Source organism: Actinomadura meridiana (assembly GCF_039537545.1).
Lineage (GTDB): Bacteria > Actinomycetota > Actinomycetes > Streptosporangiales > Streptosporangiaceae > Spirillospora > Spirillospora meridiana.
In genome coordinates, this window is record NZ_BAABAS010000005.1 from 351,171 (window position 1) to 374,902 (window position 23,732).

Sequence of the window (23,732 nt, forward strand, 5' to 3'; positions counted from 1 at the left end):
AGGCCCTGACGAATGTCCGGACGGGGGCGGGACGGTGCCCCGGGGCACGACGCTACGCCACACGCAGTCGCACAGCTTACCAATCACTGGAGCCCGCCCCAAACCGAACCGTGCACGGAGCATCGAGGACGGCATGGGACCATGGGGTAGAGAATCATGTCCACCAGTGAGTATTGCGAAACGGACCCCGGTGCCAGCGCCTCAGCCTGACAAGACCGATCCCGCGATCATCCGCAACTTCTGCATCATCGCGCACATCGACCATGGCAAGTCGACCCTCGCGGACCGGATGCTCCAGTTGACGGGCGTGGTAGAGGAGCGCCAGATGCGCGCGCAGTACCTCGACCGCATGGACATCGAGCGTGAGCGCGGGATCACGATCAAGAGCCAGGCCGTCCGGCTGCCGTGGACGTCCGGCGGCGTCGACCACGTCCTGAACCTGATCGACACGCCGGGGCACGTCGACTTCTCCTACGAGGTGTCGCGGTCGCTCGCGGCGTGCGAGGGCGCCGTCCTGCTGGTGGACGCCGCGCAGGGCATCGAGGCGCAGACGCTCGCCAACCTGTATCTGGCGCTTGAGGCCGATCTGCACCTGATCCCCGTCCTCAACAAGATCGACCTTCCGGCGGCGCAGCCCGACAAGTACGCCGAGGAGCTGGCCGGGATCATCGGCTGCGACCCCGGTGACGTGCTGCGGGTGTCCGGCAAGACGGGCGAGGGCGTCCGCGAGCTGCTCGACAAGGTCGTGGCGGAGGTCCCGGCGCCGGTCGGCGACCCGGACGGCCCGGCCCGCGCGCTGATCTTCGACTCGGTGTACGACACCTACCGCGGGGTGGTGACCTACGTCCGGATCATGGACGGGCACCTGTCGCGCCGCGAGAAGAGCCTGATGATGTCGACCGGGGCCGCGCACGAGACCCTGGAGGTCGGCGTGATCTCCCCGGAGCCGAAGCCGGTGCGGGGCCTCGGCGTCGGCGAGGTCGGCTATCTGATCACCGGGGTGAAGGACGTCCGGCAGGCGCGGGTCGGCGACACCGTGACCGGCGCGTCGCGGCAGGCGGCCGAGGCGCTCAGCGGCTACCGCGACCCGAGGCCGATGGTGTTCTCCGGCCTGTATCCGGTGGACGGCGACCAGTATCCCGAGTTGCGCGACGCCCTCGACAAGTTGCGCCTGAACGACGCCGCGCTGGTCTACGAGCCGGAGACGTCGGCGGCGCTCGGGTTCGGGTTCCGCTGCGGGTTCCTCGGGCTGCTGCATATGGAGATCGTCCGGGAGCGGCTGGAGCGCGAGTTCGACCTGTCGCTGATCTCGACGGCGCCGAACGTGGTGTACCGGGTGGTCATGGAGGACGGGTCGGAGCACACCGTCACCAACCCCAGCGAGTTCCCCGAGGGCAAGATCGGCAGCGTGTACGAGCCGGTGGTGAAGGCGACGCTGCTGTCGCCGTCCGAGCACATCGGCGCGATCATGGAGCTGTGCCAGGGGCGACGCGGCGCGCTGCTCGGCATGGACTACCTGTCGGAGGACCGCGTCGAGATCCGCTACATGCTGCCCCTCGCCGAGATCATCTTCGACTTCTTCGACCAGTTGAAGTCGCGGACCCGCGGGTACGCCTCGCTGGACTACGAGCCGAGCGGGGAGCAGGAGGCCGACCTGGTCAAGGTCGACATCCTGTTGCAGGGCGAGTCGGTGGACGCGTTCAGCCAGATCGTCCACCGCGACAAGTCCCGCGAGTACGGGCTGATGATGACGGCCAAGCTCAAGGAACTCATTCCGCGCCAGCAGTACGAGGTGCCGATCCAGGCGGCGATCGGCGCGCGCATCATCGCCCGGGAGAACATCCGCGCCATCCGCAAGGACGTCCTCGCCAAGTGCTACGGCGGCGACATCTCCCGCAAGCGGAAACTGCTGGAGAAGCAGAAGGAGGGCAAGAAGCGGATGAAGACCATCGGGCGGGTGGACGTCCCGCAGGAGGCCTTCGTCGCGGCCCTGTCCACGGGCGGCGAGCCGGGCGACAAGAGCAAGAAGTAGCCGCCCGACCCTCGGCCGCGCCCTGGGGCGCAACTACTTCTTCAGCAGTGGCCAGGCCACGACGGACGGCACGCGCCGGAACTCACCGCGGTTGGCGGCCCGTCCGGCGTAGACGAGGAAGAACATCACGACGGCCGTGAAGATCAGCGGCACCCAGATGAGCAGCCCGATGGCCAGCGACAGCAGGCCGAAGACGAACCAGACCGCGATCGCCGCGATGCTCATGTTGAGGCCCTGCACCGCGTGCCTGCGCGCGAACGGCGAACGCGCCTTGCCGACGTAGACGACGGCGGGCGCGACGGCGCTGACGACGAACTGGCCCACGTACGCCATCAACGACCACGTCTTTTCCTCGTCGGTGACGGGACCGGTGTGGTCGGGCATCTGGGGGGCGTTACCGCCCTGCTGTGGCTGCTGCTGCCAGCCCGAGCCGCCGGGCTGCTGTGGCGGAGGCTGCTGGCCCTGCTGTTGACCCTGTTGCTGGCCGGGCTGCTGCTGCCACATGTTGTTTCCGGGCTGCTGCCACGGGGCCTGCTGTTGCCATCCGGGCTGCTGCCCCTGGCCGGGCGACGGGGGAGGCCCGTGGGCCATGGCGGACGTCCTCTCCTGGTGCGCCGTGCGAGCTATGGACGAATTGTATGACTCCTTCGACGCGCCCGGAGTTCGTAAGGTTTCCCGCGATCCCCGGGCCCGTGGCCGTTTCGCGCCACGGGCCCGGTTCACGCGATCCAGGACAGGACGGAATCAGGGACGCCACACCACGGCGGACGGCTTCTCCCGCGTGACCGCCACCGAGCCCTTCCAGCCGATGGACGAAGACTGCGGCAGGTACGAGTCGTCCAGGAAGAACCCCCGGTTGAGGGACGTGACCGTGGCCGGTGCGCCGTTGTCCCCGACCCCGATCGGACGGCGGAGCGCCTCGATCGACGCGATGTCGGCGACCGTCGTCCCAACCGGCAACTCGACGGTGGTCGCGACGGCGCCGTCACGGTCGATCGACCAGGTCGGCTGGTCGTGGTCGGACCTGTAGAGCGTGGACGGGTCGTCCTTGAGGCGGACGCCGAGCGCCACGCCCGGCACGGAGCCCGACCCCGTCGGCGAGCCGGTCTTCTTGTCGAACTCGACGAAGAGGTAGGTGCGCTGGTCGCCGACCTCGCGTGTCGCGGGGTCGGAGGGCGACTCGATCTTCCCTTCGCGGACCATCTCCTGTGCCGCGATGCGGTACGTCCAGGGCTCGCGGTCCATGACGACCTCGCGGGCGCGGCCGTCCGGGCGCGTCGGGGACGCGTCGAGCAGGAACCGCAGCGGCGACTTCGGCGTGATCACGTCGCACATGTTGTTGTTGGACGTGCACGTTTGCAGCAACGGATGGTCGCCCTCGTACCGCCCGTGGAACTTGAGCGTCTGGTGCTCGGGCGCCTGGTACACGCCGGTGTCGTCGACGCGGTTCCCGGAACGGTCCACCTCGACCCGGTAGATCCATTCGATGTCGGTGGTCCGGCCCCAGCGGGCCATCAGCGCGGGCGTGTCGGTGCCGCCGTCCTCGTTGCTCCACACGACCGAGTACTCGAGGATCCGGTGGCCGGGCGCCGCGGCGGCCTTCGTCTCGTGCCAGGCGACGAGTGGGGTGTCGGTGGTGGAGTTCTGGTACGGGTTGCCGAGCGAGCCGAGCGTCCTTCCGACGACGATCGGCGCGTGCCGCAGGGCGACCGCGTCCGCGCCCCCGGACGGCACCTCGACGCGGGGCCGCCGCAGGGTCACGCGGCGGGCGGTGGCCGCGCTGCCCTTCGCGAACCGCAGCGCGACCTTGTGCCTGCCCGGACGGACATGCCCGAGGCCGAGGCTCCGGGCCACCGGCTCGGACGACGGGACGACGAGGTCGGTCACGTGCCGTCCGTCCACCGAGATCGCCACGACGGCGGATTCGGCGCCCTTCCGAGCCCAGGAGACGCCCGGCGCGGACGCGGCGAAGGAGATCACTGCCTCCCCGTCCCGCCGGGCGGTGAACGACAGCGACTTCGTGGACCCGTTCCGTTGGACGTTGATCACGCCGGGGGCGGCGGACGCGGGGGAGACGGTGAGGAGGAGGGGAGCGCCGACGACGGCGACGCCTGTCAATGCGAGTACGGCCTGACGAGCACGTTTTCCCATGATCAGCGAAGTTAGGCAGCGTGTCTTGCGCGCCGGTGAAGTCCAGGCCCCGCGCAGGTGTCGGATTCATGAGGCCCGACCCGCTCTGACCGGGCAGGACGGGGCAGGGGCTTGGGCAGGGCAGACTTGAGGCGTGCCCTCGACCCTTCCTGATGGCGATCCCGTCCCCGCGGACGGCACGTTGCCCAGCCGCTCCCTCGACGGCCTTGGGACGCGCCCTTTCGCGTTCTACGTGCATGTCCCGTTCTGCGTGACGCGGTGTGGCTACTGCGACTTCAACACCTACACCGCGACGGAACTCGGACCGGGAGCGAGCCGCGACACCTACGCCGACACCGCCATCGCGGAGGTGCGGATAGCCCGTCGCGTCCTGGGCGACGTGGACCTGCCCGTCGAGACGGTCTTCGTCGGTGGCGGCACTCCCACACTGCTACCGCCCGAGGATCTAGGACGCGTCCTGGACGCGATCGACAAGGAATTCGGGCTCGCGCCGGGCGCGGAGGTCACCACGGAGGCCAATCCCGAATCGGTGGACGAGTCCTATGTGGGAAGGCTGCGCGAAGCCGGTTTCACGCGCGTCTCGTATGGCATGCAGAGCGCGCGCGAGCATGTTCTGGCCGTCCTGGAGCGCAGCCATACGCCGGGCCGCGTCCCGCAGGTGGTGGAGTGGACGCGCAAGGCCGGATTCGAGCACATCAACCTCGACCTCATCTACGGCACGCCAGGGGAGACCCACGCCGACTGGAAGGGCTCCCTGGAGGCGGCCCTGATGGCGGAGCCCGACCACGTCTCGGCGTACGCGCTCATCGTCGAGGACGGCACCCGCCTGGCGGCACAAGTACGGCGCGGCGAGTTGGCCGCCCCCGATGACGACGCCATGGCCGACCGCTACCTGATCGCTGACGAAATGCTGTCCGCGCACGGCCTGCACTGGTACGAGATATCCAACTGGGCCACCGGACCGTCCGCCGTCTGCCGCCACAACCTGCTCTATTGGACGGGCGCCGACTGGTGGGGCGTCGGGCCGGGCGCGCACAGCCATGTCGGCGGCACCCGCTGGTGGAACGTCAAGCACCCCGCCGCCTACGCCACCCGCCTCGCCGAGGACGTTTCCCCCGCGCACGCCAGGGAGATCCTGGACGACGACGACCGCCGCGTCGAGCGGATCATGCTGGAACTGCGGCTCGCCGACGGCTGCCCGTCCACCCTCCTGGACGACACCGCCGCGCGGCGGGCGATCGACGACGGGCTGATCGAGCCCGTCCCCTACGAGCGGGGCCGCGCGATCCTCACCCGACACGGACGGCTCCTCGCCGACGCCGTCGTCCGAGACCTGGTCTAACGCGAAACCCGCTCGCCTAGGGGGCTCTAGGGGACTGTCACAAAGTCGATGAGTTCTTCGACCCGTCCCAACAGGGCGGGCTCCAGATCCGCGTAACTGTTGACCGAAGCCAGAATGCGTTTCCAAGCCGCACCCGTGTTGTCGCCCCAACCCAGTTCGGCGATGACGCCCTCCTTCCACGGGATGCCGCGTGGGACGCGCGGCCAGGCGCGGATCCCCACCGACGCGGGCTTGACCGCCTCCCAGATGTCGATGAACGGATGCCCCGTGATCAGGACGTGCGGCGACGACACCCGCGCCGCGATCCGGGACTCCTTGGAGCCGTCCACCAGATGGTCGACGAGGACGCCGAGGCGGCGGTCGGTGTCAGGGCCGAACTCCTCGACGATGGGGGGCAGGTCGTCCACGCCTTCGAGGTACTCCACGACGACGCCCTCGACCCGCAGGTCGTGGCCCCAGATCTTCTCGACCAGCTCCGCGTCGTGGACGCCCTCCACGTAGATGCGGCTCTCCTTCGCCACCCGGGCCCGCAGCCCCTGGACGGCGATCGACCCGGACGCCGACCGCGCCCGCCCGCGCGACGCCGCGTCCGGCGGCGCGGGCCGGACGAGCGTGACCGGTTTTCCGTCGATCAGGAAACCCGACTTGGTCAGCGGGAACACCCGCCGCTTGCCGAACCGGTCCTCCAGCGTGACGCCGGTTTTGTCGCAGCCGACGACCGCGCCGCAGAACCCGCTGTCGGGGTCCTCGGCGACGAGCCCCGGTTCGGCCGGGACCTCGGGGATCTGGCCCTTGCGCGGCCGACGCCAGTCACCGGCCAGCACGTCGTTTCCATAGTTCTTACTCCGCACGGATCCGCACATTAACCCGGACGGACGCCCAGGTGGCGTCGTCCCTCGTCTCCCGGCGTGGCGCGAACGGCCACGGGTCGCCCACGGGTCGCCCACGGGTCGCCCACGGGGCGGCCACCGGACGGACGGTCGGCGCGAATCGGTGGCGGAGTCCAAGGAGATAAGATCGCGCAGCCGTACGGGTCCGGGCGGACCCTCCAGAGTGCGGCCTCCGGGCCGTACACTTGGCACTCGGGAGCAAGGAGTGCCAGTCGGTGCGGTGACGCTCACCGGACCGGCCGCCCGGCACGGCGGGGCGGTCCGAGCCGACCGCTCGGGCCCGGCGGGACGAAGGAGGTGATCGGGTGCTGGACGACCGGAAGCTCGCGGTCCTGCGCGCCATCGTGGAGGACTTCGTCTCCACCAACGAACCGGTGGGCTCCAAGGCCCTGACCGACCGGCACAACCTCGGGGTGTCCCCGGCCACCATCCGCAACGACATGGCGGTCCTGGAGGAGCAGGGGTACATCACCCAGCCCCACACCAGCGCCGGGCGCGTCCCCACCGACAAGGGCTACCGGCTGTTCGTCGACCGGCTGTCCACGATCAAGCCGCTGTCGGTCGCCGAGCGCCGCGCGATCGAGACGTTCCTGTCCGGCGCCTACGACCTCGACGACGTCGTCGGCCGCACGGTGCGGCTCCTCGCGCAGCTCACCCGGCAGGTCGCCGTCGTGCAGTACCCGTCGCTGACCCGCTCGTCGGTGCGGCACGTCGAACTCGTCCCGGTCGCCGAGGGCCGGTTGCTGCTCGTCCTGATCACCAACACCGGGCGGGTGGAGCAGCGGGTGATCGACGTCCCGCCGCACGGCTCCGGCGGGTCCGGCGGGCCGTCCGCGCAGAGCAAGCCGGACGCGCTCTCGGAGGAATCGATCGGGCACCTGCGGGCGTTGCTGAACACGTGTCTCGACGGGCTCGGTCTCGGCGACGTCCCGACGGCGCTCGTCGACCTGCCGAACAAGGTGACCCCCGACGAACGGCCGCTCGCGGCGGCGGTCCTGTCGGTGCTGCTTGAGACACTGGTCGACAAGCACGAGGAGAAGATCGTTTTCGCGGGTGCGGCGAACCTCGCCGCAGTGGACTTCTCGCAGAGCCTGCGGGACGTCCTGGTGGCGCTGGAGGAGCAGGTGATCCTGATGCGGCTGCTCGGCGAGACCGGCGACTCCTCTAAGGTTACGGTGCGGATCGGCACCGAGAACCCCGACCTGGGGCTCCGGTCCACCTCGGTCGTCGCCGCCGACTACGGCGTGGGCGACCTCACCCTGGCCCGGCTGGGAGTGCTCGGGCCTACACGCATGGATTACCCCAGCACGATGGGAGCGGTACGGGCAGTGGCACGCTACGTGGGACAGATCCTGGCGGGGTCGTAAGTGGCCAACGACTACTACGCGACCCTGGGCGTCCGGCGGGACGCCAGCCCCGACGAGGTCAAGAAGGCCTATCGGCGGCTCGCGCGGGAGCTCCACCCGGACGTCAACCCGGATCCGGAGACCCAGGACAGGTTCAAGGAGATCACCCAGGCGTACGAGGTGCTCTCCGACCCGAAGAAGCGCGAGATGTACGACCTCGGCGCCGACCCGTTCGCGCCGAGCGGCGGCGCGGGCGCCGGCGGGTTCGGCGGCGCCGGGTTCCCGTTCAGCGACATCATGGACGCCTTCTTCGGCACCGCGGCGTCCCGGGGCCCCCGGTCCAGGGCGCGGCGCGGCCGCAACGCGACGCTGCGGGTCGAACTCGACCTGAGCGAGACCGCGTTCGGCACGACCCGCGAGCTGTCCATCGACACCGCGGTCGCCTGCACCAGCTGTGAGGGCTCGGGCTGCGCGCCCGGCACCCACCCCGACACGTGCGACACCTGCCACGGCCGGGGCGAGGTCCAGCAGGTCCAGCGGTCGTTCCTCGGCCAGGTCATGACGGCCCGGCCGTGCCCCGCGTGCGGCGGGTTCGGCTCGGTGATCCGCAACCCGTGCACCGAGTGCTCCGGCGAGGGCCGCGTCCGCACCCGCCGGACCGTCAAGGTCAAGATCCCGGCCGGGGTGGAGAACGGCATCCACATCCAGCTCGCCGGGGAGGGCGAGGTCGGCCCCGGCGGCGGCCCGCCCGGCGACCTGTTCCTGGAGATCGTGGAGAAGGCCCACGCGATCTACGAGCGGGAGGGCGACGACCTGCACTGCACGGTCGAGATCCCGATGACGGCGGCGGCGCTCGGCACCAGCGTCAGCATCGAGACCCTGGACGCCACCGAGAGCGTCGACATCAAGCCCGGCACCCAGTCCGGGCAGGTCATCACGCTGTACAACCGGGGCGTCCGGCATCTCAACGAGAGCGGCCGCGGTGACCTGATGATCCATGTGAACGTGGAGACGCCGAACCGGCTCGACGAGGAGCAGGAGGAGCTGCTGCGGCGGCTCGCCACGCTGCGCGGCGAGGAACGTCCGCCCGGCAAGTTCGCGCCGGGCCAGCGCGGCATGTTCTCCCGCATCAAGGACGTCTTCAACCAGCACTGAAGAGCGGCGGCGGAGGCCTACCAGGAAGGACTCCGCGGCCCCTCCAAACACGGTGATTAGGGATTCCGCATGAGCCCGCCGGTGTTCCTCGCCGGGACGGACGCGCTGGAACGCGGCAGCGTCGTCCTCGACGGCCCCGAGGGCCGGCACGCCGCGACCGTGCGGCGGCTACGGCCCGGGGAGCGCGTCGACCTGACCGACGGCGCGGGCCTCCTCGCCGAATGCGTCGTGACCGCCGCCGACCGGGCGTCCCTCACGCTGGACGTGCTGGCCCGGCACCGGGAGCCGCCGCCCGTGCCGCGCGTCGTGGTCGTCCAGGCGCTCCCGAAGGGCGACCGGGGCGAGCTGGCGGTCGAGACCATGACCGAGGTCGGGGTGGACGAGATCGTCCCGTGGTCGGCGGCGCGCTGCGTCACCCAGTGGCGCGCGGAACGCCGCGCGAAGGCCCTGGCCCGCTGGCGCGGCACCGCACGTGAGGCGGGCAAGCAGGCGCGCCGCGGCCGCCTCCCCGAGGTCGCCGACCTCGCGTCCACCGACGAGGTCGCCAAGCGGGTCGCGGCGGCGTCGCTGGCGGTCGTCCTGCACGAGGAGTCGGACGCGCCGCTCAGCGCGATGGCGCCGCCCGCCGACGGCGACATCGTGGTCGTCGTCGGCCCCGAGGGCGGGATCACCGACGAGGAACTGGCGCGGTTCACCGCCGCCGGTGGGCGTCCCGCCAGGCTCGGCCCGACCGTGCTGCGCACGTCGACGGCCGGAGTCGCGGCCGCCGCTGTCCTGATGACGGCCACCGGCCGCTGGTGACGGCGGCCCCTGGGGGCCGGGGGAGTGAGCTGGGGAAGGCGGGTCAGGAACCGTCGCCGGTTCCGGTGCCCTGCCCGCCGGTGGTCCGCGCGGGCTCGCTCGTCGTGGACGGCGTCGGCTGGTCGGTCGGGTCGCCCGGGTCGGGCGTCGCGGGCGTGGTGGCGGGCGGCGTGACGGTCGGCGTCTGCGAGGGCGACTCGCTCGGGCAGGGCGTGGTCGACGGCGCGGGCGTGGCGTCCGCGGCGGACGAGGCGGCGGCCGTCGGCGTCCCCGACGGCGGGATACGGCAGGCGGAGATCCCCGGCGAGACGGTGACGCTGGGCGACATCGAGCCGCTCGGCGAACCGGACGCGCTGTTGCCGGGCGACGCCGGGTCGGGGAACTGCGGGTCGCCTCCGGCGTCCGTGCGCTCCCCGCCGGGCGGATTCTGCCCGTCGCCGGCCGGGCCGTTGTTGCCGACCGACTGCTGGATGAGGTCGATGGTCTGGGGGGCGGTCACGCCCAGCCCGGCGATCACCGTGGCGGCCGCCACGGCGAGGACGGGACGTGCCCAGTTGACGGTGAAGCGGTCGATCCCCAGCCCGTAGCGGGAGGGGCCGAACCGTCCGAGCCCGAACCGGCGGCCGTGACCGCCCGAAATGCGGGCCCGGATGCGCTCCAGGCCGTCCCCCTCGGGGTTGACCGTCTCCGCCTCCGCGTGCAGGGCACGGCGGAGGATCTCGCCATGCTCGTCGTCGGGGTCGGTGGTCATGAGAACTGCTCCAGGACGTTGCGTAGCGCGGTCATGCCGCGCGCCGTATGGCTCTTCACGGCACCGCGGGAGATGCCCATCGCGTTGGCGATCTCCGCTTCGGACAGATCGGCGTAGTAGCGCAGGACGAGCGCCTCCCGCTGGCGTGCGGGCAGCCGGGACAGGGCGTCGATGACCGCCGACCGCTCCAGCTCGCCGATGGCCCCGGCCTCCGCGCTCGGCGCGTCCGGCAGGCCCTTCGGGGCGTACTTCTCGACGACGGCGCGATGCCTGAGCACCGATCGTGAGCGGTTCACCACGGACTGTCGTAGGTACGACAGCGCCTTGTCGGGGTCGCGCAGGCGGCGCCAACCGCCGTGCATCGCGACGAACGCGTCCTGGACGACCTCCTCGGCCGTCCCGGAGTCACGGACCAGCATCGCCGCGAGCCGGACCAGTGAACGGTAGTTGGCGCTGTAGAGCGCGGTCACCGCCTGGTCGGCGTCCCAGGCTACGGCCACCGCGCCCGCCGTGCCCCTGGCCACGAGGGTCTCGGTCACGTCAGTGGGACGCGCGCCCTCGTCGTTGGGTTTACGAAAGGGCATGTCGTGGTTTGCCTCGGTCACCTATCCGCCGCCTTTGCCGTCCCCCGGCCATCCTTACGGACGGACCGTCGGAGCGGCGTGGATCGGCGCGCCCGGCCCGGCCGAGCACGCCGTCAATGCCTTGCGAACCGGGGGGTACGCCTTGAGCTGACAACCTTAACCACTGGGCGGTCGGAATGCCGCCCGGAAGCGAAGGTTGATCGCCGGACGACACTATCCAGTGCGGGGCGTCGCGAGCCACGCTCGCGCCGGTCTCGATAGGGTTTCCGGACGTTCGGCGGCCCTGCTGGGGGCGCGGAGGCGGAGGGAGACAGATGACCGACTGCCTGTTCTGCAAGATCGTTTCTGGGGACGTGCCCGCCGAGATCGTCCGCGAGTCGCCGGGGACGGTCGCGTTCCGCGACATCAACCCCCAGGCGCCGACGCACGTGCTGGTCGTGCCGAGGGATCACCATCCGAACGTCGCCGAGTTGGTCGCGTCCGACGCCGAACTGCTCGCCGAACTGGTGCGGGTGGCCCACGAGGTCGCGGCCGCCGAGGGCGTCGCCGAGTCCGGCTACCGGTTGGTGTTCAACACCGGCGCCCAGGCCGGTCAGACCGTGTTCCACGTGCACGCACACGTCCTCGGCGGACGTGGCCTCAACTGGCCGCCCGGCTGACGGTGGCCCCGCGCCGCTCCGTCCACGGAAATAGATCGGCGCCCTGTCGGGGGTGGCCAGTACGATGGAACCGACACACCTTGGCACCCGGAGCAGACAGAAGGCAGGTCAGAGAGGCCGCAAGGCCGGGCTGATGGTCGAATCAACTCACACGAGGTCAACCCCCACCTCCACCCAGACGGGGCGCGACGACCAGGGGGGCCCGCCCTCCCAGATCAAGATCGTGGTGCCGGACGACCATTCGATGGTGAGCCTGCTCGGCTCCCGGGATGAGTCGCTCCACGCGATCGAGCGCGCGTTCGGCGACGGCATCGACATCCACGTCCGCGGCAACGAGATCACCGTCACCGGCCCCGAGGCCGAGACCGACCTGGTCTCCCGGCTGTTCACCGAGATGCTCGAACTGCTGAAGGGCGGCACGCAGCTCACCCCCGACGCCGTCGAGCGGAGCCTGGCGATGCTGCGCGCCGAGACCGACGCGCGTCCCGCCGAGGTCCTCACGCTGGACGTGCTGTCCAGCCGCGGCCGGACGATCCGCCCGAAGACGCTGAACCAGCGCCGCTACGTCGACGCGATCGACAAGCACACGATCGTGTTCGGAATCGGCCCGGCCGGCACCGGCAAGACGTACCTGGCGATGGCCAAGGCCGTCCGTGCCCTCCAGGACAAGAAGGTCAACCGGATCATCCTGACGCGCCCGGCCGTCGAGGCCGGGGAGCGGCTCGGGTTCCTGCCCGGAACGCTCTACGAGAAGATCGACCCGTACCTGCGTCCGCTGTACGACGCGCTGCACGACATGGTCGACCCCGACTCGATCCCACGCCTGATGGCCGCGGGCACCATCGAGGTCGCCCCCCTGGCGTACATGCGGGGCCGAAGTCACCCTATTTTCACCAATGTACTCACGCCTGAGGGATTTTGCCCGATTGGCGAGTTGGGGGTCGGGGACCTCGTCATCGGCTCGAACGGGGAGCCGACGCCGGTCATCGGGGTATACCCGCAAGGCGAGCAAGAGATCTTCCGGGTCTCGACCCAGGACGGGGCATCGGTCCTCGCCTCGGCCGATCACCTTTGGGCGGTCAGGACCAGGGACGATCGTCGTCGCGGGAAGCCCTGTCGGATCCTCAGCACCAAGGAGATGATCGGCAACCTGCGTGCAGCCCACTACCACCGATATGAATTGCCTCTGCTGAGCCGGCCGGTTGCTTTCCCGCCCCGGGACATGCCCATGCAGCCGTACGCGCTCGGCCTGCTCCTGGGGGACGGATGTGTCTCGGGTTCGACCTGGCCAAGCTATACGACTGCCGACGACGAGGTCGCAGCAGCTCTTGTGCGGCATTTGCCTGGCATGGAGATCCACAAGAGGAGCACGTATGACTACTGGCTAAGGCCGGTAGTCCCCTCTGGGCAAGTCCTCACTCACGGGAATCCGGTCGAGACGATTATGCGTGGACTTGGCCTGTGGGGATGCAAGGCGCCGACAAGGTTCGTCCCGGAGCTCTACCTCCACAACACCGACGCGGTCCGGCTCGCCGTACTCCAAGGGCTTCTGGACTCTGATGGCGGTCCCGTGACCCAGACGGGGAGGACATGCCGCATTGAGTACGTCACAACGTCTCCTCGCCTCCGCGATGACGTACTCTTCCTCGTGCGTTCACTCGGTGGCGTGGCCTATCACCGTGTCCGTCCCGTTGAAGGGCGGCGCCCTCGCACGGATGGCCGCCCCATTCACCATCGCCGCGATGTATACAGCCTTGACATTCGTCTTCCAGAGGGCATCGAGCCCTTCCGGCTCAAGCGGAAGCTGGAGAAGTACCGGGCCACCGGCGGCGGGCGGCCGATGCGGTTCATCGACTCCATCGAACCCGAGGGAACCGCGGAGGCCGTTTGCATTCAGGTGGCCGCGGCGGACTCCCTGTACGTCACGGAGGACTTCCTTCTCACCCACAACACGCTCAACGACTCGTTCATCATCCTGGACGAGGCGCAGAACACCTCGCCCGAGCAGATGAAGATGTTCCTCACCCGGCTCGGGTTCGGGTCGAAGGTCGTGGTCACCGGCGACGTCACCCAGGTCGACCTGCCGAACGGGCACCAGAGCGGGCTGCGCGTCGTCCAGGACATCCTGGACGGCGTCGACGACATCCACTTCTGCCACCTCGACAGCCGCGACGTCGTCCGGCACCGTCTCGTCACCGACATCGTCGACGCCTACAACCGGTACGACGAGTCGCGCGTCCCGCAGATCGACCAGGGCGCGGCGGGCCGGGGCGGGTCCCGCAAGCGGAGGCGGTAGTGAGCATCGAGGTGCTGAACGAGTCCGGCGTGCCCGTCGACGAGACGGCCATCGCCGGGCTGTCCCGGCACGTCCTGGACGGCATGCGCGTCCATCCGCTCGCCGAGCTGTCGGTGCTCCTGGTCGACGAGGCCGCGATGACCGAACTGCACGTCAAGTGGATGGACGAGCCCGGCCCCACCGACGTGCTCTCCTTCCCGATGGACGAACTGCGTCCCGGCCATCTGTCCGGCGGCGCCGACGAGGACGGCGAGACCGACCCCGGGCTGCTCGGCGACGTCGTCCTGTGCCCGGCGGTCGCCGAGCGCCAGGCGCGCGAGGCCGGGCACAGCACCGAGGACGAGCTGGAACTGCTGTGCGCGCACGGCATCCTGCACCTCCTCGGCTACGACCACGCCGAGCCGGAGGAGCACCGGGAGATGTTCGGCCTGCAGGCCGAGCTCCTGACCTCCTGGCGGGAGAAACGCGGCACCTGATGAGCACCGCGCAGGCGTGGCTGTCGGCCCTCGCGGTGGGCCTGGTCCTCGCGGCGGGCCTGCTGGCCGGCACCGAGGCGGCCCTCGCCCGCGTGTCCCGCGTCACCGTCGACGAGGTCGTCCGCGAGGGACGGCGCGGCGCCCGCAAGCTCGCCGAGGTCGTCGCCGACCCGGCCCGCTACGTCAACATGGTGCTGCTGCTCCGCATCGGCTGCGAGCTCGTCGCCACCGTGATCGTCGCGGACCTGTGCATCTCCTGGCTGGACGAGACCTGGCGCGCCTACGTCACCGCCGCCGCCGTCATGATCGTGGTCAGCTACGTCGTGATCGGCGTCGGCCCCCGCACCCTCGGCATCCAGCACGCCGACCGGGTCGCCCTCGCGGGCGCCGCCGTGATCCACCCGGTCACCCGCGTGTTCGGTCCCCTGCCCCGCCTGCTGATCCTCCTCGGCAACGCCCTCACCCCCGGCAAGGGCTTCCGCGAGGGCCCCTTCGCGTCCGAGGCCGAACTCCGCGACTTGGTCGACCTCGCCGAACAGCGCAGCCTGATCGAACCCGACGAACGCGAAATGATCCACTCGGTGTTCGAACTGGGCGACACCCTCGTCCGCGAGGTGATGGTGCCGCGCACCGACATCGTCTTCGTCGAACGCGGCAAGACCCTCCGCCAGGCCATGTCACTCGCCCTGCGCAGCGGCTTCTCCCGCATCCCCGTCGTCGGCGAGAACGAGGACGACGTCGTCGGCATCGCCTACCTCAAGGACATCGTCCGCCGCAGCCAGGAACACCGCGAAGGCGAATCGGTCGAGACCGTCGACTCCGTCATGCGCCCCGCCACCTACGTCCCCGACAGCAAACCCATCGACGAACTCCTCCGCGAAATGCAGGCCCGCCGCATCCACCTCGCCATCGTCATCGACGAGTACGGCGGCACCGCCGGCCTCGTCACCATCGAGGACATCCTCGAAGAGATCGTCGGCGAGATCACCGACGAGTACGACCGCGAAACCCCACCGGTCACCTGGCTCCCCGACGGCGCCGCCCGAGTCACCGCCCGTCTCCCCGTCGAAGACCTCGCCGACCTCTTCGGCGTAGAACTCAACGTCGAGGAAGTAGAAACCGTAGGCGGCCTCCTAGCCCACGCCCTGGGCCGAGTCCCCATCGAAGGCTCCACCGCCGAAATAAAAACCGGCGACCACGGCCCTACTCTTTCTCTGAAAGCGGAGACAATAGCAGGCCGCCGAAACCGCATAGGAACTGTACTTATCTGGGGGGCGACCCCCAGACCCCCGGCTGCGCGGCACGGGTCTCCTCGCTCCAGTCGCTAGCGCTCCCTACGCTGCGGGGACGCGGCGCGCCGGGTATTCCCGCTCCGCTCGCTGGCGCTCGCTCCGCGTGACTACCCGTGTTCCTGTGGCTGGGTTTAGAACCCTGGGGCCGGGGGTTGAACCCTGGGGCCGTGGTTTGAACACTCGGGCTGGGGTTTGAACCCTGCGGGTTGCGGGTGGGGTCAGGTTTTTAGGGTTTTTTGGAGGGTGCCGTTTGGGGTTGCTATGAGGATGGGGGCCTTGGGGCCCAGGTCGCGGACCGTTTCCACATCGGTGGGGGGTGTGGTTTCGGCTTGGGTTACTACGGCGGCGGCTTCCAGGGAGTCTGCGCCGCTGGCTACTGCCATCGCTACGGCCAGTTTCAGGGCCGAGAGTTTCAGGGAGGGGAGGTCCACGGTGGTGGCCGCGTAGGTTCGGCCTGTTTCGTCGCGGACGGCGGCGCCCTCTGGGGCGTTCGTGCGGGCCCTTGCGGACCGGGCCAGGGTGATGATTTTCGCGTCTTCGGGGTTCAGCTCGCTCACCGTCCCAAGCGTACGGGGTGCCCGTCGCAAGTGAGCCGCAAGTGAACCGCATGGTGGGGCCGCGATCCTCGTGACGGTTGGACGACCGTCTGGAGGAGAGATCGATGTCCCATCTGCTTTACCGGCTGGGCAGGGCCGCGGCCCTTCGCCCGTGGCGGTTCATCGGCGCCTGGGTGGTGCTCATCGGCGTGGTGGCCGGGCTGGCGGGCGTCGCGGGCGGGGCGCTGCACGACAACTACACGTTGTCCGGGTCGGGGTCGCAGCGGGCGACCGATCTGCTGGAGCAGCGGTTCCCGGCGTTGTCGGGGGCGGACGCCAGGGTGGTGGTGCACGCCGAGAAGGGCAAGGTCGATCAGGCGGCTTTGGGGACGGCTTCTGGGGAGCTGCGGAAGCTGCCGCATGTGAGTGAGGTCTCTCCGGCGGTGCCCAGCCGGGACGGCGCCACCGCGTTGATGACCGTGCGGTACTCGGTGCCCGTTACGGATCTTGAGCCGAAGGGGACGCTGGATCTGCTGCGGTCGGCGACGTCCAATCTGAAGTCGGCCGGTTACCAGGTCGAGTTCGGCGGTCAGGTGCCGGAGAACGTGAGCAAGCCGGGTGGCGTCGCCGAGATCGTTGGGATCACGGCCGCGCTGCTGATCCTGCTGTTGGCGTTCGGGTCTGTGGTGGCGGCGGGGTTGCCGTTGGCGGTGGCACTGACGGGGCTTGGCGCGGGTGTGATGGGGGTGACCTTGTTGGCGGCGTTCACCAATGTCGCCACCACGGCGCCGACGCTCGCCACCATGACCGGGCTCGGGGTGGGCATCGACTATGCCCTGTTCATTCTGACTCGGCAACGGGAAGGGCTCGCTGATGGGCTGGACGTTCCCGAGTCGGTGGGGCGGGCCACCGCCACGGCGGGGCTGTCGGTGATCTTCGCGGGGTTCACGGTGTTGCTGGCGCTGTCCGGGCTGGTGCTGTCGGGGATTCCGGTCTTCATGACGATGGGCTTCGCGACCGGGCTGGTCGTCGCGACGACGGTGCTGAGCGCGGTGACGCTCCTTCCGGCGGTGCTGGGGCTCGCCGGACGGCGGGTGCTGCGGCGGCGCGACCGGGCGGCGGGCACGAAGATCTCCGTGGAGTCGCGGTGGGTCCGGCGGTGGGCGGGGCATGTGGGGCGGCATCCGTTGCCGTGGATGCTCGGCGCGTTCGTGCTGATGCTCGCTCTGGCCGCGCCCGCGTTGGGGATGCGGACCTGGCCCAGCGACGCGAGTAGCGAACCGACGTCCAACACCGTCCGGCAGGCGTATGACCTCGTTGAGGACGGTTATGGGGCTGGAGCCAATGGGCCTCTGCTTGTTGCCGTCGATTTGAACAAGGTCGATCGGAGTTCGCTGCCCGGGTTGGAGCAGGGGCTCGCCAAGACGGAGGGGATCGCTTCCGTCGCGCCGCCGCAGGTGTCGCCTCGGGGGGACGCAGCGGTGATCATGGTGACGCCGGAGTACGGGCCGCAGGACAAGCGGGTGACCGGGCTCGTCGATCGGGTCCGCGCGGACGTGCTGCCTCCGGGCGCGGAGGTCACCGGGCTGACCGCTGTCTATGTCGACCTGTCGCGGGTTCTGTCCGATCGGCTCTGGCCTGTGATCGGTGCGGTCGTGGGCACGTCGTTCATCATGTTGATGATCGTGTTCCGGTCGCTGGTGGCGCCGCTGAAGGCGGCCGTGATGAACCTGCTGTCGATCGGCGCCGCGTACGGGGTGCTCACCGCCGTGTTCCAGTGGGGGTGGGGCGCGAGCCTGCTCGGGCTTCCGCACAGCGTCCCGGTGTCGAGCTTCATCGTGCTGCTGATGTTCGCGGTCCTGTTCGGGGTGTCGATGGACTACGAGGTCTTCCTGCTCTCGCGGATCAGGGAGGAGTGGCAGCTGCACGGCGACGCCCGGGGGTCGGTGTCGGTGGGGCTCGCCGCGACCGGACGGGTCATCACCAGCGCGGCGCTGATCATGGTGGCGGTGTTCCTCGGGTTCGCGGCGGATCCCAGTCTGATCATCAAGCAGATGGGGGTGGGGCTGGCGGTCGCGGTGGCGCTGGACGCGACGGTCGTCCGGCTGGTGCTCGTCCCGGCCACGATGACGCTGCTCGGCAGGGCGAACTGGTGGCTGCCGAAGCCGCTGGCCCGCGTCCTGCCCAACATCGACCTGCACGGCGGGAGCGACACCGGGACGGGGGTCGAGCGGGAGCCGCAGCACGTCTGAATCCGGGGGAGTGACGGCGGTTCGACATGTCCTGGCTAGGCTGGCCGGGACATGTCGACCGTGGTACGAGTTCTCGGGGCCTTCGGCGCCGAGGTCGCGGGGGCGCCCGCCGACCTCGGCGGTCCCCGGCAGCGTTCGGTGCTGGCCCGGCTGACCGTCGCGCGGGGGCTGATGGTGCCCGCCGACCGGCTCGTCGAGGACCTGTGGGCGGGGACGCCGCCGCCGCGCGCCGCCGCAGGGCTCCAGTCGTTCGTGTCGCATCTGCGGCGCGCGCTTGAACCGAACCGTCCGCCCCGGACCGCCGCCCGGATTCTCGTCACCGAGCCGCCGGGCTACGCGTTGCGGTTGCCGGACGGTGACGTCGACGCCTGGCGGTTCGACGCGCTGATCGACGAGGCCGCCGACCTGCTGGAGACGGACCCGCCCGGGGCCCGCCGCCGGGCGGAGCGGGCGCTCGCCGAATGGCGCGGCCCCGCCTACGCCGAGTTCGCCGACCTGCCGTGGGCCGCCGCCGAGGCCGCCCGGTTGGACGAGCGTCACCGGCTCGCCGTCGAACGGCGCGCCGAGGCGATGCTGAGGCTCGGCGCCGCGGCGGAGGCCGTCCCCGACCTGGAGGCCCACGCGGCGGACAACCCGCTGCGGGAGGAGGCGTGGCGGCTCCTGGCGCTGGCTCTCTACCGAGCCGGGCGGCAGGGCGATGCGCTCGCGGCGCTCCGGCGGGCTCGTGCGCAGTTGAGTGAAGAGCTTGGCATTGACCCCGGGCCCGCGCTGCGGGGGCTTGAATCCGACATTCTGGCGCAGGCGGCGTCGCTCGCGGGGCCCGCGCGTCCCGTGTTGCGGATGGTTTCCGAGGACGTGCCCGAGACCGTTTTCGTCGGGCGGGTCCCGGAGCTGGCGCTGTTGGAGGACGCGGCCCGCGACGCCGCCGCCGGACGGGGCGGCGTCGTCCTCGTCGGCGGTGACGCGGGCATGGGCAAGACCGCGCTCGTCGAACGGTTCGCCCGCGACCTCGCCGGACGGGGCTGGACGTGCGCGTGGGGCCGCGCCCCGGAGACCGGTGGTGCCCCCGCCGCCTGGCCGTGGGCGGAGTTGCTGTGCGAGCTGACCATCGCCACGCCGCCCGCGCCAGGGCTGGCCGCGTCGCTCGCCCCTCTGCTGGACGACGCGATCACCGAACGCGGCGGCGCCGACGTCAGCACGGCGCGGTTCCGGCTGCATCTCGCGGTGGGCGACTACCTCGCCAATCTCGCGGGCGCCGCGCCGCTCCTGCTCGTCCTGGACGATCTGCACTGGGCGGACGAGGAGACCCTCGCGCTCCTCGTCCGGCTCGCCGGGCGGCTCAGAGAACGCTCCATCCTGCTGGTGACGACGTTCCGGCAGACCGAGGTCCCCGACCGGCTCGCCGCGGCGCTCGCCGCGCTCGCCCGGTGTGAGCCGGTGCGCATCGACCTGCGCGGGCTGTCGGTGCCCGAGATCGCCGCCCTGGTCCGCGGCACGTGCGCCACCGGCGTGGGCGACGCGGAGATGTCTGTGATCGCCGAGCGGACCGGCGGCAACCCGTTCTTCACCCGTGAGACGGCCCGGCTGCTCGACGCGGAGGGGCTGCCCGCCGCCGTCCGCCGGGTGCCCGCGGGCGTCGGGGACGTGCTGCGCCGCCGGATCGCGCGGCTGCCCGGCCCCGTGCGGGACGTGCTGCGCGACGCCGCCGTCATCGGCCGGGACGCCGACCTGCGCGTCCTGGTCGACCTCGCCGGGGACGAGGACGCCGTGATCGACGCCGTCGAGGAGGGACTCGCGGGCGGGCTGGTCAGCGAGCCGGGCCCCGGGCGGATGCGGTTCGCGCACGCCCTCGTCCGCGACACCCTCTACGAGGGGATCTCGCAGGCCCGCCGCACCCGGTTGCACGGCCGGGTCGGCGCCGCGCTGGAACGGCACGCCCCCGGCGAGGTCGCCGCGATCGCGCACCACTACCTGGAGTCGGGTACCGACGCGGCGAAGGCCGTCCGGTACGCGCGGCGCGCCGCCGAGGCCGCCGAGGCCCGCTTCGCCCACGGAGTCGCCGCCGACCTGTGGATCCGCGCCGCCCGGACGCTGCGCGCCGCGGGCCCCGACGCGACCGGCGACTGGCTGGCGGCGGAGGCCGCCGCGATCCGCACCGGCGCGCTCGCCGGGAACGTCGTCGCCGCGCGGGAACGGCGGCTCGCCGCCATCGCCGACGCCCGCGCCCATGGCGACGTCCGGCTGCTCGCCGACATCATCGTGAGCTTCGACGTTCCGACGCTGTGGACGAGCCGCGAGTACGGCATCCTCGACCACGCCGTCGTCGACGCCGCGGAGGAGGCGCTCGCCCTGCTCCCGGCCGACGCGGGGGAGCCGCGCGTCCGGCTGCTGACCACCATGGCGATCGAGTTGGAGGGGGAGCAGGACGACCGGGGCCTCGTCGCGTCCCGGGAGGCCGTGCGCCTCGCCCGTGCCCTCGGCGACCCCGAGCTGATCGCCCACGCCCTGAACGGCGCCTTCGTCAACTCCTTCCGGAGCGCGGCCGGGCTGGCGGAGGGACGCCGGATCGCCGCCGAACTCCTCGACGTCGCCACCCGCCACGACCTCGGCGCCCACCGCGTCCTCGCCCACCTGCAACTCCAGCAGTCCTCGTTCGCCGCGCTCGACCTGCCCGCCGCCCACCGGCACGGCGCGGAGGGACGGCGGCTCGCCGACCAGTACGGGCTGCCGCTGCTGGCCCGGATCGCCACCTGGAAGGCCGAGAGCGAACGCGCGTTCGGAGCGCCCCACGACGAGGCGGAACGCGCCTACGCGCAGGCCAACGGTGACATCGGCCAGACCCGGATCTGGTCCAGCGAACTCGGCGTGGCGGTCCTCGGCCCGTTCTGCCTGCGGCTCGCCCAGGGCCGGGCCGGGGAGATGCTCGACGAGGCCGCCTGGCTGTACCGGACCTGGACGCAGGTCGAGGCCACCGCCGACGTGTACGCCCTCGCCCTGCGCGCCGCCGGACGGGACGGGGAGGCCGAGCGCGTCGCCGCGGCCGCCGGGCCCGTCCGGCCCGACTACTTCTTCGACCTGACGATGTCGTTGCGCGGGATGCGCGCCCTCGCCTTCGGCGACCGGGGCCTTGCCGAGAACGTCCACGCGACGCTGCTGCCGTACTCCGAGCGGTTCAGCGGCGGCGGCACCGGCGCCGCGACGCTGGGCCCCATCGCCCAGATCCTCGGCGACCTCGCCCTGCTCCTGGAACGTCCGATCGAGGCGGCGGATCACTACCGCGAGGCCGCCGCAGTGGCCGAACGCCTCGGCTCCTCCTACTGGGCCGAGACGGCGAGGGCCTCCCTCCAACGCCTCGGCACCTCCGCGGCCTGACCGGACCCGGTTCTCGCGGCACTACAATTACCGTTACCTCGGCCGTCGCGGACCCACACCGATGCGATCGCGTCCGAAGGCAGGTTTCGAGCTCGCGAGAAACCTGATCGCGCAGCGGGCCGTCAGGCGAGTCGGAGCGATGCAGCGATCGCACGCAGTTTCCGACGATGGAGGGCGTTCGACGCCCGAAGGAGGAGGACACTGCACATGGGCGCATCGGGTTTCGCGTGTTTCATCGGACGGCCGAACGTCGGCAAGTCGACGCTGATGAACGCCCTGGTCGGGACCAAGGTGGCGATCACCAGCAGCCGTCCGCAGACGACGCGGCGGGCGATCCGGGGCATCGTGCACCGGCCGGACGCCCAGCTCGTCGTCGTCGACACCCCCGGCCTGCACAAGCCGAAGACGCTGCTCGGCGAACGGCTCGACAGCCTCGTCCGGTCCACGCTGACCGAGGTGGACGCGATCGGCTTCTGCGTCCCCGCCGACCAGCCCGTCGGGCCCGGCGACACCTACATCGCCCGGGAGCTGGCCGGGGTGAAGAAGACGCCGGTCGTCGCGATCGTGACCAAGACCGACCTGGCCTCGCCCGAACAGGTGGCGCAGCAGCTCCTCGCGGTCGGCCGCCTCGGCGAGTTCGCCGACATCGTGCCGTGCTCCGCCCAGAGCGGCTTCCAGGTCGGCCTGGTCGCCGACCTGCTGATCTCGCACCTGCCGGAGGGCCCGCCGCTGTACCCGGAGGGCGACCTCACCGACGAGCCCGAGCGGCTCCTGATCGCCGAGCTGATCCGGGAGGCGGCGCTGGAGGGCGTCCGCGACGAGCTGCCCCACTCCATCGCCGTGGTCGTGGACGAGACGGCCCCCCGGGAGGGACGCGACGACCTCGTCGACGTCTACGCCCACCTGTACGTCGAACGCGCCAGCCAGAAGGGGATCATCATCGGGCACCGCGGCTCGCGGCTCCGGGAGGTCGGCGCGGCGGCCCGGGGGCAGATCGAGGCGCTGCTCGGCACCAAGGTGTTCCTCGACCTGCGCGTCAGCGTCCTCAAGGACTGGCAGCGCGACCCCAAGCAGCTCCGCCGCCTCGGGTTCTACGACTGATCGTCCTCCGGCGGCTCCGTGTACGGAGAGTGATATCGGTCCGGTTGAGGTCGGGGTTTGGACGCCCGCTCACTGATCGGCCGGGCCAGGCTGAAGCCGATCACCAGCAGCGATGCGATAACTCCGACATACCAGCCGTAACGGACGGTGATCTGGTAGCCGACGTCGAGCCCCGTCCGCGGGATGTTGTCGCGGACGTCGCCGAGCCGCAGCACGAACAGGCCGTACACCAGCAGCGCGAGCGTGCCCGGGATCGCGGCGAGGCCGCCGATCCGCGCGTCCCGTCCGACCAGGTCGCCGAAGGCCAGCGCGATCGCGACCACCGCCAGGACCGGGACGGCGAGGACGAGGTCGTCGGCGTCGATGCCCGCCAGGCTGCCGATGTCGCGGCCGATCGGCTGCCCGAACAGGTCGACGACGACCTGCGCGCGCGCCCACGGCAGGAACGCCGACACCAGCATCACCGCCGCCGCGACGCCCATCGCGACGATCCAGGCCACGCCGCGCCGCGGCGGCGGGGCCGCGACCGCGTCGTGGGCCGCCTCCTCGCCGGGCGTCGGATAGCCGTCGACGGGCGGCAGGAAGGACGGCCGCGCCCGCGCGCGGCCCGCGTCGGGCCCCAGGTCACCGGTCATGAACCCAGCGTAAAGCCAGGCGTGAGCGAGAGGAGGGTATGGCGGGACGGTCACCTCGGGG

19 protein-coding genes and 1 pseudogene are annotated in these 23,732 nt (G+C 71.1%); 13 read left to right on the top strand and 7 right to left on the bottom strand.

Annotated elements, in window-relative coordinates:
- The first annotated feature begins 190 nt into the window (after positions 1–190).
- Entirely contained in the window at positions 191–2,032 is a 1,842-nt protein-coding gene (gene lepA / locus ABD808_RS10885) for a translation elongation factor 4 (protein ID WP_344893881.1), read from the top strand.
- 33 nt (positions 2,033–2,065) lie between these two features.
- Here the strand turns inward: lepA and ABD808_RS10890 are convergent, their stop codons facing one another.
- Positions 2,066–2,623: a magnetosome magnetite crystal formation protein family gene (locus tag ABD808_RS10890; protein WP_344893884.1), complete on the bottom strand. Its 558-nt coding sequence runs from the start codon at positions 2,621–2,623 to the stop codon at positions 2,066–2,068.
- A gap of 153 nt (positions 2,624–2,776) precedes the next feature.
- On the bottom strand, positions 2,777–4,183 hold the full coding sequence (locus tag ABD808_RS10895) for a hypothetical protein (protein ID WP_344893886.1): 1,407 nt from the start codon (positions 4,181–4,183) through the stop codon (positions 2,777–2,779).
- 133 nt (positions 4,184–4,316) lie between these two features.
- Between ABD808_RS10895 and hemW the strand changes: the two genes are divergently transcribed.
- A complete protein-coding gene (hemW, locus tag ABD808_RS10900) occupies positions 4,317–5,525 on the top strand; it encodes a radical SAM family heme chaperone HemW (protein WP_344893889.1) in 1,209 nt (402 codons plus the stop codon).
- 26 nt (positions 5,526–5,551) lie between these two features.
- On the opposite strand, the gene ABD808_RS10905 is transcribed toward hemW, so the two are convergent.
- Complete coding sequence (locus ABD808_RS10905) at positions 5,552–6,376, bottom strand: DUF3097 domain-containing protein (RefSeq protein WP_344893892.1); 825 nt, start codon at positions 6,374–6,376, stop codon at positions 5,552–5,554.
- Between the two features lie 344 nt (positions 6,377–6,720).
- Here ABD808_RS10905 and hrcA point away from each other — a divergent pair, with 344 nt between their 5' ends.
- The 3 genes from hrcA to ABD808_RS10920 all read left to right on the top strand — a co-directional run bounded on the left by hrcA (position 6,721) and on the right by ABD808_RS10920 (position 9,717).
- Positions 6,721–7,782, top strand: coding sequence for a heat-inducible transcriptional repressor HrcA (hrcA, locus tag ABD808_RS10910; protein ID WP_344893895.1), 1,062 nt, complete (start codon positions 6,721–6,723; stop codon positions 7,780–7,782).
- The gene (gene dnaJ / locus ABD808_RS10915; protein WP_344893898.1) at positions 7,783–8,916 is read left to right on the top strand and encodes a molecular chaperone DnaJ; all 1,134 of its coding nucleotides are present in this window, start codon (positions 7,783–7,785) and stop codon (positions 8,914–8,916) included.
- 69 nt (positions 8,917–8,985) lie between these two features.
- Positions 8,986–9,717, top strand: a complete 732-nt coding sequence (locus tag ABD808_RS10920) for a 16S rRNA (uracil(1498)-N(3))-methyltransferase (RefSeq protein WP_344893901.1) — start codon at positions 8,986–8,988, stop codon at positions 9,715–9,717.
- 43 nt (positions 9,718–9,760) lie between these two features.
- On the opposite strand, the gene ABD808_RS10925 is transcribed toward ABD808_RS10920, so the two are convergent.
- Together ABD808_RS10925 and ABD808_RS10930 are read right to left on the bottom strand one after the other, a co-directional pair.
- Positions 9,761–10,468: a hypothetical protein gene (locus ABD808_RS10925; RefSeq protein ID WP_344893904.1), complete on the bottom strand. Its 708-nt coding sequence runs from the start codon at positions 10,466–10,468 to the stop codon at positions 9,761–9,763.
- A complete protein-coding gene (locus ABD808_RS10930) occupies positions 10,465–11,052 on the bottom strand; it encodes a SigE family RNA polymerase sigma factor (RefSeq protein ID WP_425548910.1) in 588 nt (195 codons plus the stop codon). The genes ABD808_RS10925 and ABD808_RS10930 overlap by 4 nt, the downstream gene beginning before the upstream one ends.
- 314 nt (positions 11,053–11,366) lie before the next feature.
- On the opposite strand from ABD808_RS10930, the gene ABD808_RS10935 reads away from it, so the two are divergent.
- The 5 genes and pseudogenes from ABD808_RS10935 to ABD808_RS10960 all read left to right on the top strand — a co-directional run bounded on the left by ABD808_RS10935 (position 11,367) and on the right by ABD808_RS10960 (position 15,811).
- The gene (locus ABD808_RS10935; protein WP_344893907.1) at positions 11,367–11,711 is read left to right on the top strand and encodes a histidine triad nucleotide-binding protein; all 345 of its coding nucleotides are present in this window, start codon (positions 11,367–11,369) and stop codon (positions 11,709–11,711) included.
- A 133-nt stretch (positions 11,712–11,844) separates the two neighbouring features.
- A pseudogene (locus tag ABD808_RS10940) lies at positions 11,845–12,591 on the top strand (PhoH family protein); the annotation flags it as partial.
- Positions 12,592–13,155: 564 nt separating this feature from the next.
- Complete coding sequence (locus tag ABD808_RS38500; RefSeq protein ID WP_425548919.1) at positions 13,156–14,007, top strand: PhoH family protein; 852 nt, start codon at positions 13,156–13,158, stop codon at positions 14,005–14,007.
- Positions 14,007–14,483 (top strand): rRNA maturation RNase YbeY, encoded by a 477-nt coding sequence (gene ybeY / locus ABD808_RS10955; protein WP_344893910.1) that lies wholly within the window; start codon positions 14,007–14,009, stop codon positions 14,481–14,483. Before ABD808_RS38500 ends, ybeY begins: the two co-directional genes overlap by 1 nt.
- Positions 14,483–15,811, top strand: a complete 1,329-nt coding sequence (locus ABD808_RS10960) for a hemolysin family protein (protein WP_344893913.1) — start codon at positions 14,483–14,485, stop codon at positions 15,809–15,811. Before ybeY ends, ABD808_RS10960 begins: the two co-directional genes overlap by 1 nt.
- Before the next feature lie 182 nt (positions 15,812–15,993).
- Here the strand turns inward: ABD808_RS10960 and ABD808_RS10965 are convergent, their stop codons facing one another.
- Positions 15,994–16,332: a cytidine deaminase gene (locus ABD808_RS10965; protein ID WP_344893916.1), complete on the bottom strand. Its 339-nt coding sequence runs from the start codon at positions 16,330–16,332 to the stop codon at positions 15,994–15,996.
- 104 nt (positions 16,333–16,436) lie between these two features.
- Between ABD808_RS10965 and ABD808_RS10970 the strand changes: the two genes are divergently transcribed.
- From ABD808_RS10970 to era, 3 genes are all read left to right on the top strand, one after another.
- The gene (locus tag ABD808_RS10970; protein ID WP_344893918.1) at positions 16,437–18,563 is read left to right on the top strand and encodes an MMPL family transporter; all 2,127 of its coding nucleotides are present in this window, start codon (positions 16,437–16,439) and stop codon (positions 18,561–18,563) included.
- Between the two features lie 51 nt (positions 18,564–18,614).
- Positions 18,615–21,935, top strand: coding sequence for an ATP-binding protein (locus tag ABD808_RS10975; RefSeq protein WP_344893921.1), 3,321 nt, complete (start codon positions 18,615–18,617; stop codon positions 21,933–21,935).
- Between the two features lie 207 nt (positions 21,936–22,142).
- Positions 22,143–23,036 carry a GTPase Era gene (gene era, locus ABD808_RS10980; RefSeq protein ID WP_344893924.1) on the top strand — a complete coding sequence of 298 codons (894 nt, stop codon included), beginning with the start codon at positions 22,143–22,145 and terminating at the stop codon, positions 23,034–23,036.
- Here the strand turns inward: era and ABD808_RS10985 are convergent.
- Positions 23,027–23,671: a hypothetical protein gene (locus ABD808_RS10985; RefSeq protein ID WP_344893926.1), complete on the bottom strand. Its 645-nt coding sequence runs from the start codon at positions 23,669–23,671 to the stop codon at positions 23,027–23,029. The two genes, era and ABD808_RS10985, sit on opposite strands and share 10 nt — an antisense overlap.
- Positions 23,672–23,732 lie beyond the last annotated feature (61 nt).

What these genes read in the sequence shown, in the direction of transcription:
- ABD808_RS10895 (WP_344893886.1), bottom strand. Translation starts at nt 4,183, where the DNA reads ATGGGAAAACGTGCTCGTCAGGCCGTACTCGCATTGACAGGCGTCGCC.
- ABD808_RS10970 (WP_344893918.1), top strand. Translation starts at nt 16,437, where the DNA reads ATGTCCCATCTGCTTTACCGGCTGGGCAGGGCCGCGGCCCTTCGCCCG.
- ABD808_RS10920 (WP_344893901.1), top strand. Translation starts at nt 8,986, where the DNA reads ATGAGCCCGCCGGTGTTCCTCGCCGGGACGGACGCGCTGGAACGCGGC.
- ABD808_RS10975 (WP_344893921.1), top strand. Translation starts at nt 18,615, where the DNA reads ATGTCGACCGTGGTACGAGTTCTCGGGGCCTTCGGCGCCGAGGTCGCG.
- ABD808_RS10890 (WP_344893884.1), bottom strand. Translation starts at nt 2,623, where the DNA reads ATGGCCCACGGGCCTCCCCCGTCGCCCGGCCAGGGGCAGCAGCCCGGA.
- era (WP_344893924.1), top strand. Translation starts at nt 22,143, where the DNA reads ATGGGCGCATCGGGTTTCGCGTGTTTCATCGGACGGCCGAACGTCGGC.
- ABD808_RS10985 (WP_344893926.1), bottom strand. Translation starts at nt 23,671, where the DNA reads ATGACCGGTGACCTGGGGCCCGACGCGGGCCGCGCGCGGGCGCGGCCG.
- ABD808_RS10935 (WP_344893907.1), top strand. Translation starts at nt 11,367, where the DNA reads ATGACCGACTGCCTGTTCTGCAAGATCGTTTCTGGGGACGTGCCCGCC.
- ABD808_RS10925 (WP_344893904.1), bottom strand. Translation starts at nt 10,468, where the DNA reads ATGACCACCGACCCCGACGACGAGCATGGCGAGATCCTCCGCCGTGCC.
- ABD808_RS38500 (WP_425548919.1), top strand. Translation starts at nt 13,156, where the DNA reads ATGCGTGGACTTGGCCTGTGGGGATGCAAGGCGCCGACAAGGTTCGTC.
- ABD808_RS10930 (WP_425548910.1), bottom strand. Translation starts at nt 11,052, where the DNA reads ATGCCCTTTCGTAAACCCAACGACGAGGGCGCGCGTCCCACTGACGTG.
- ABD808_RS10960 (WP_344893913.1), top strand. Translation starts at nt 14,483, where the DNA reads ATGAGCACCGCGCAGGCGTGGCTGTCGGCCCTCGCGGTGGGCCTGGTC.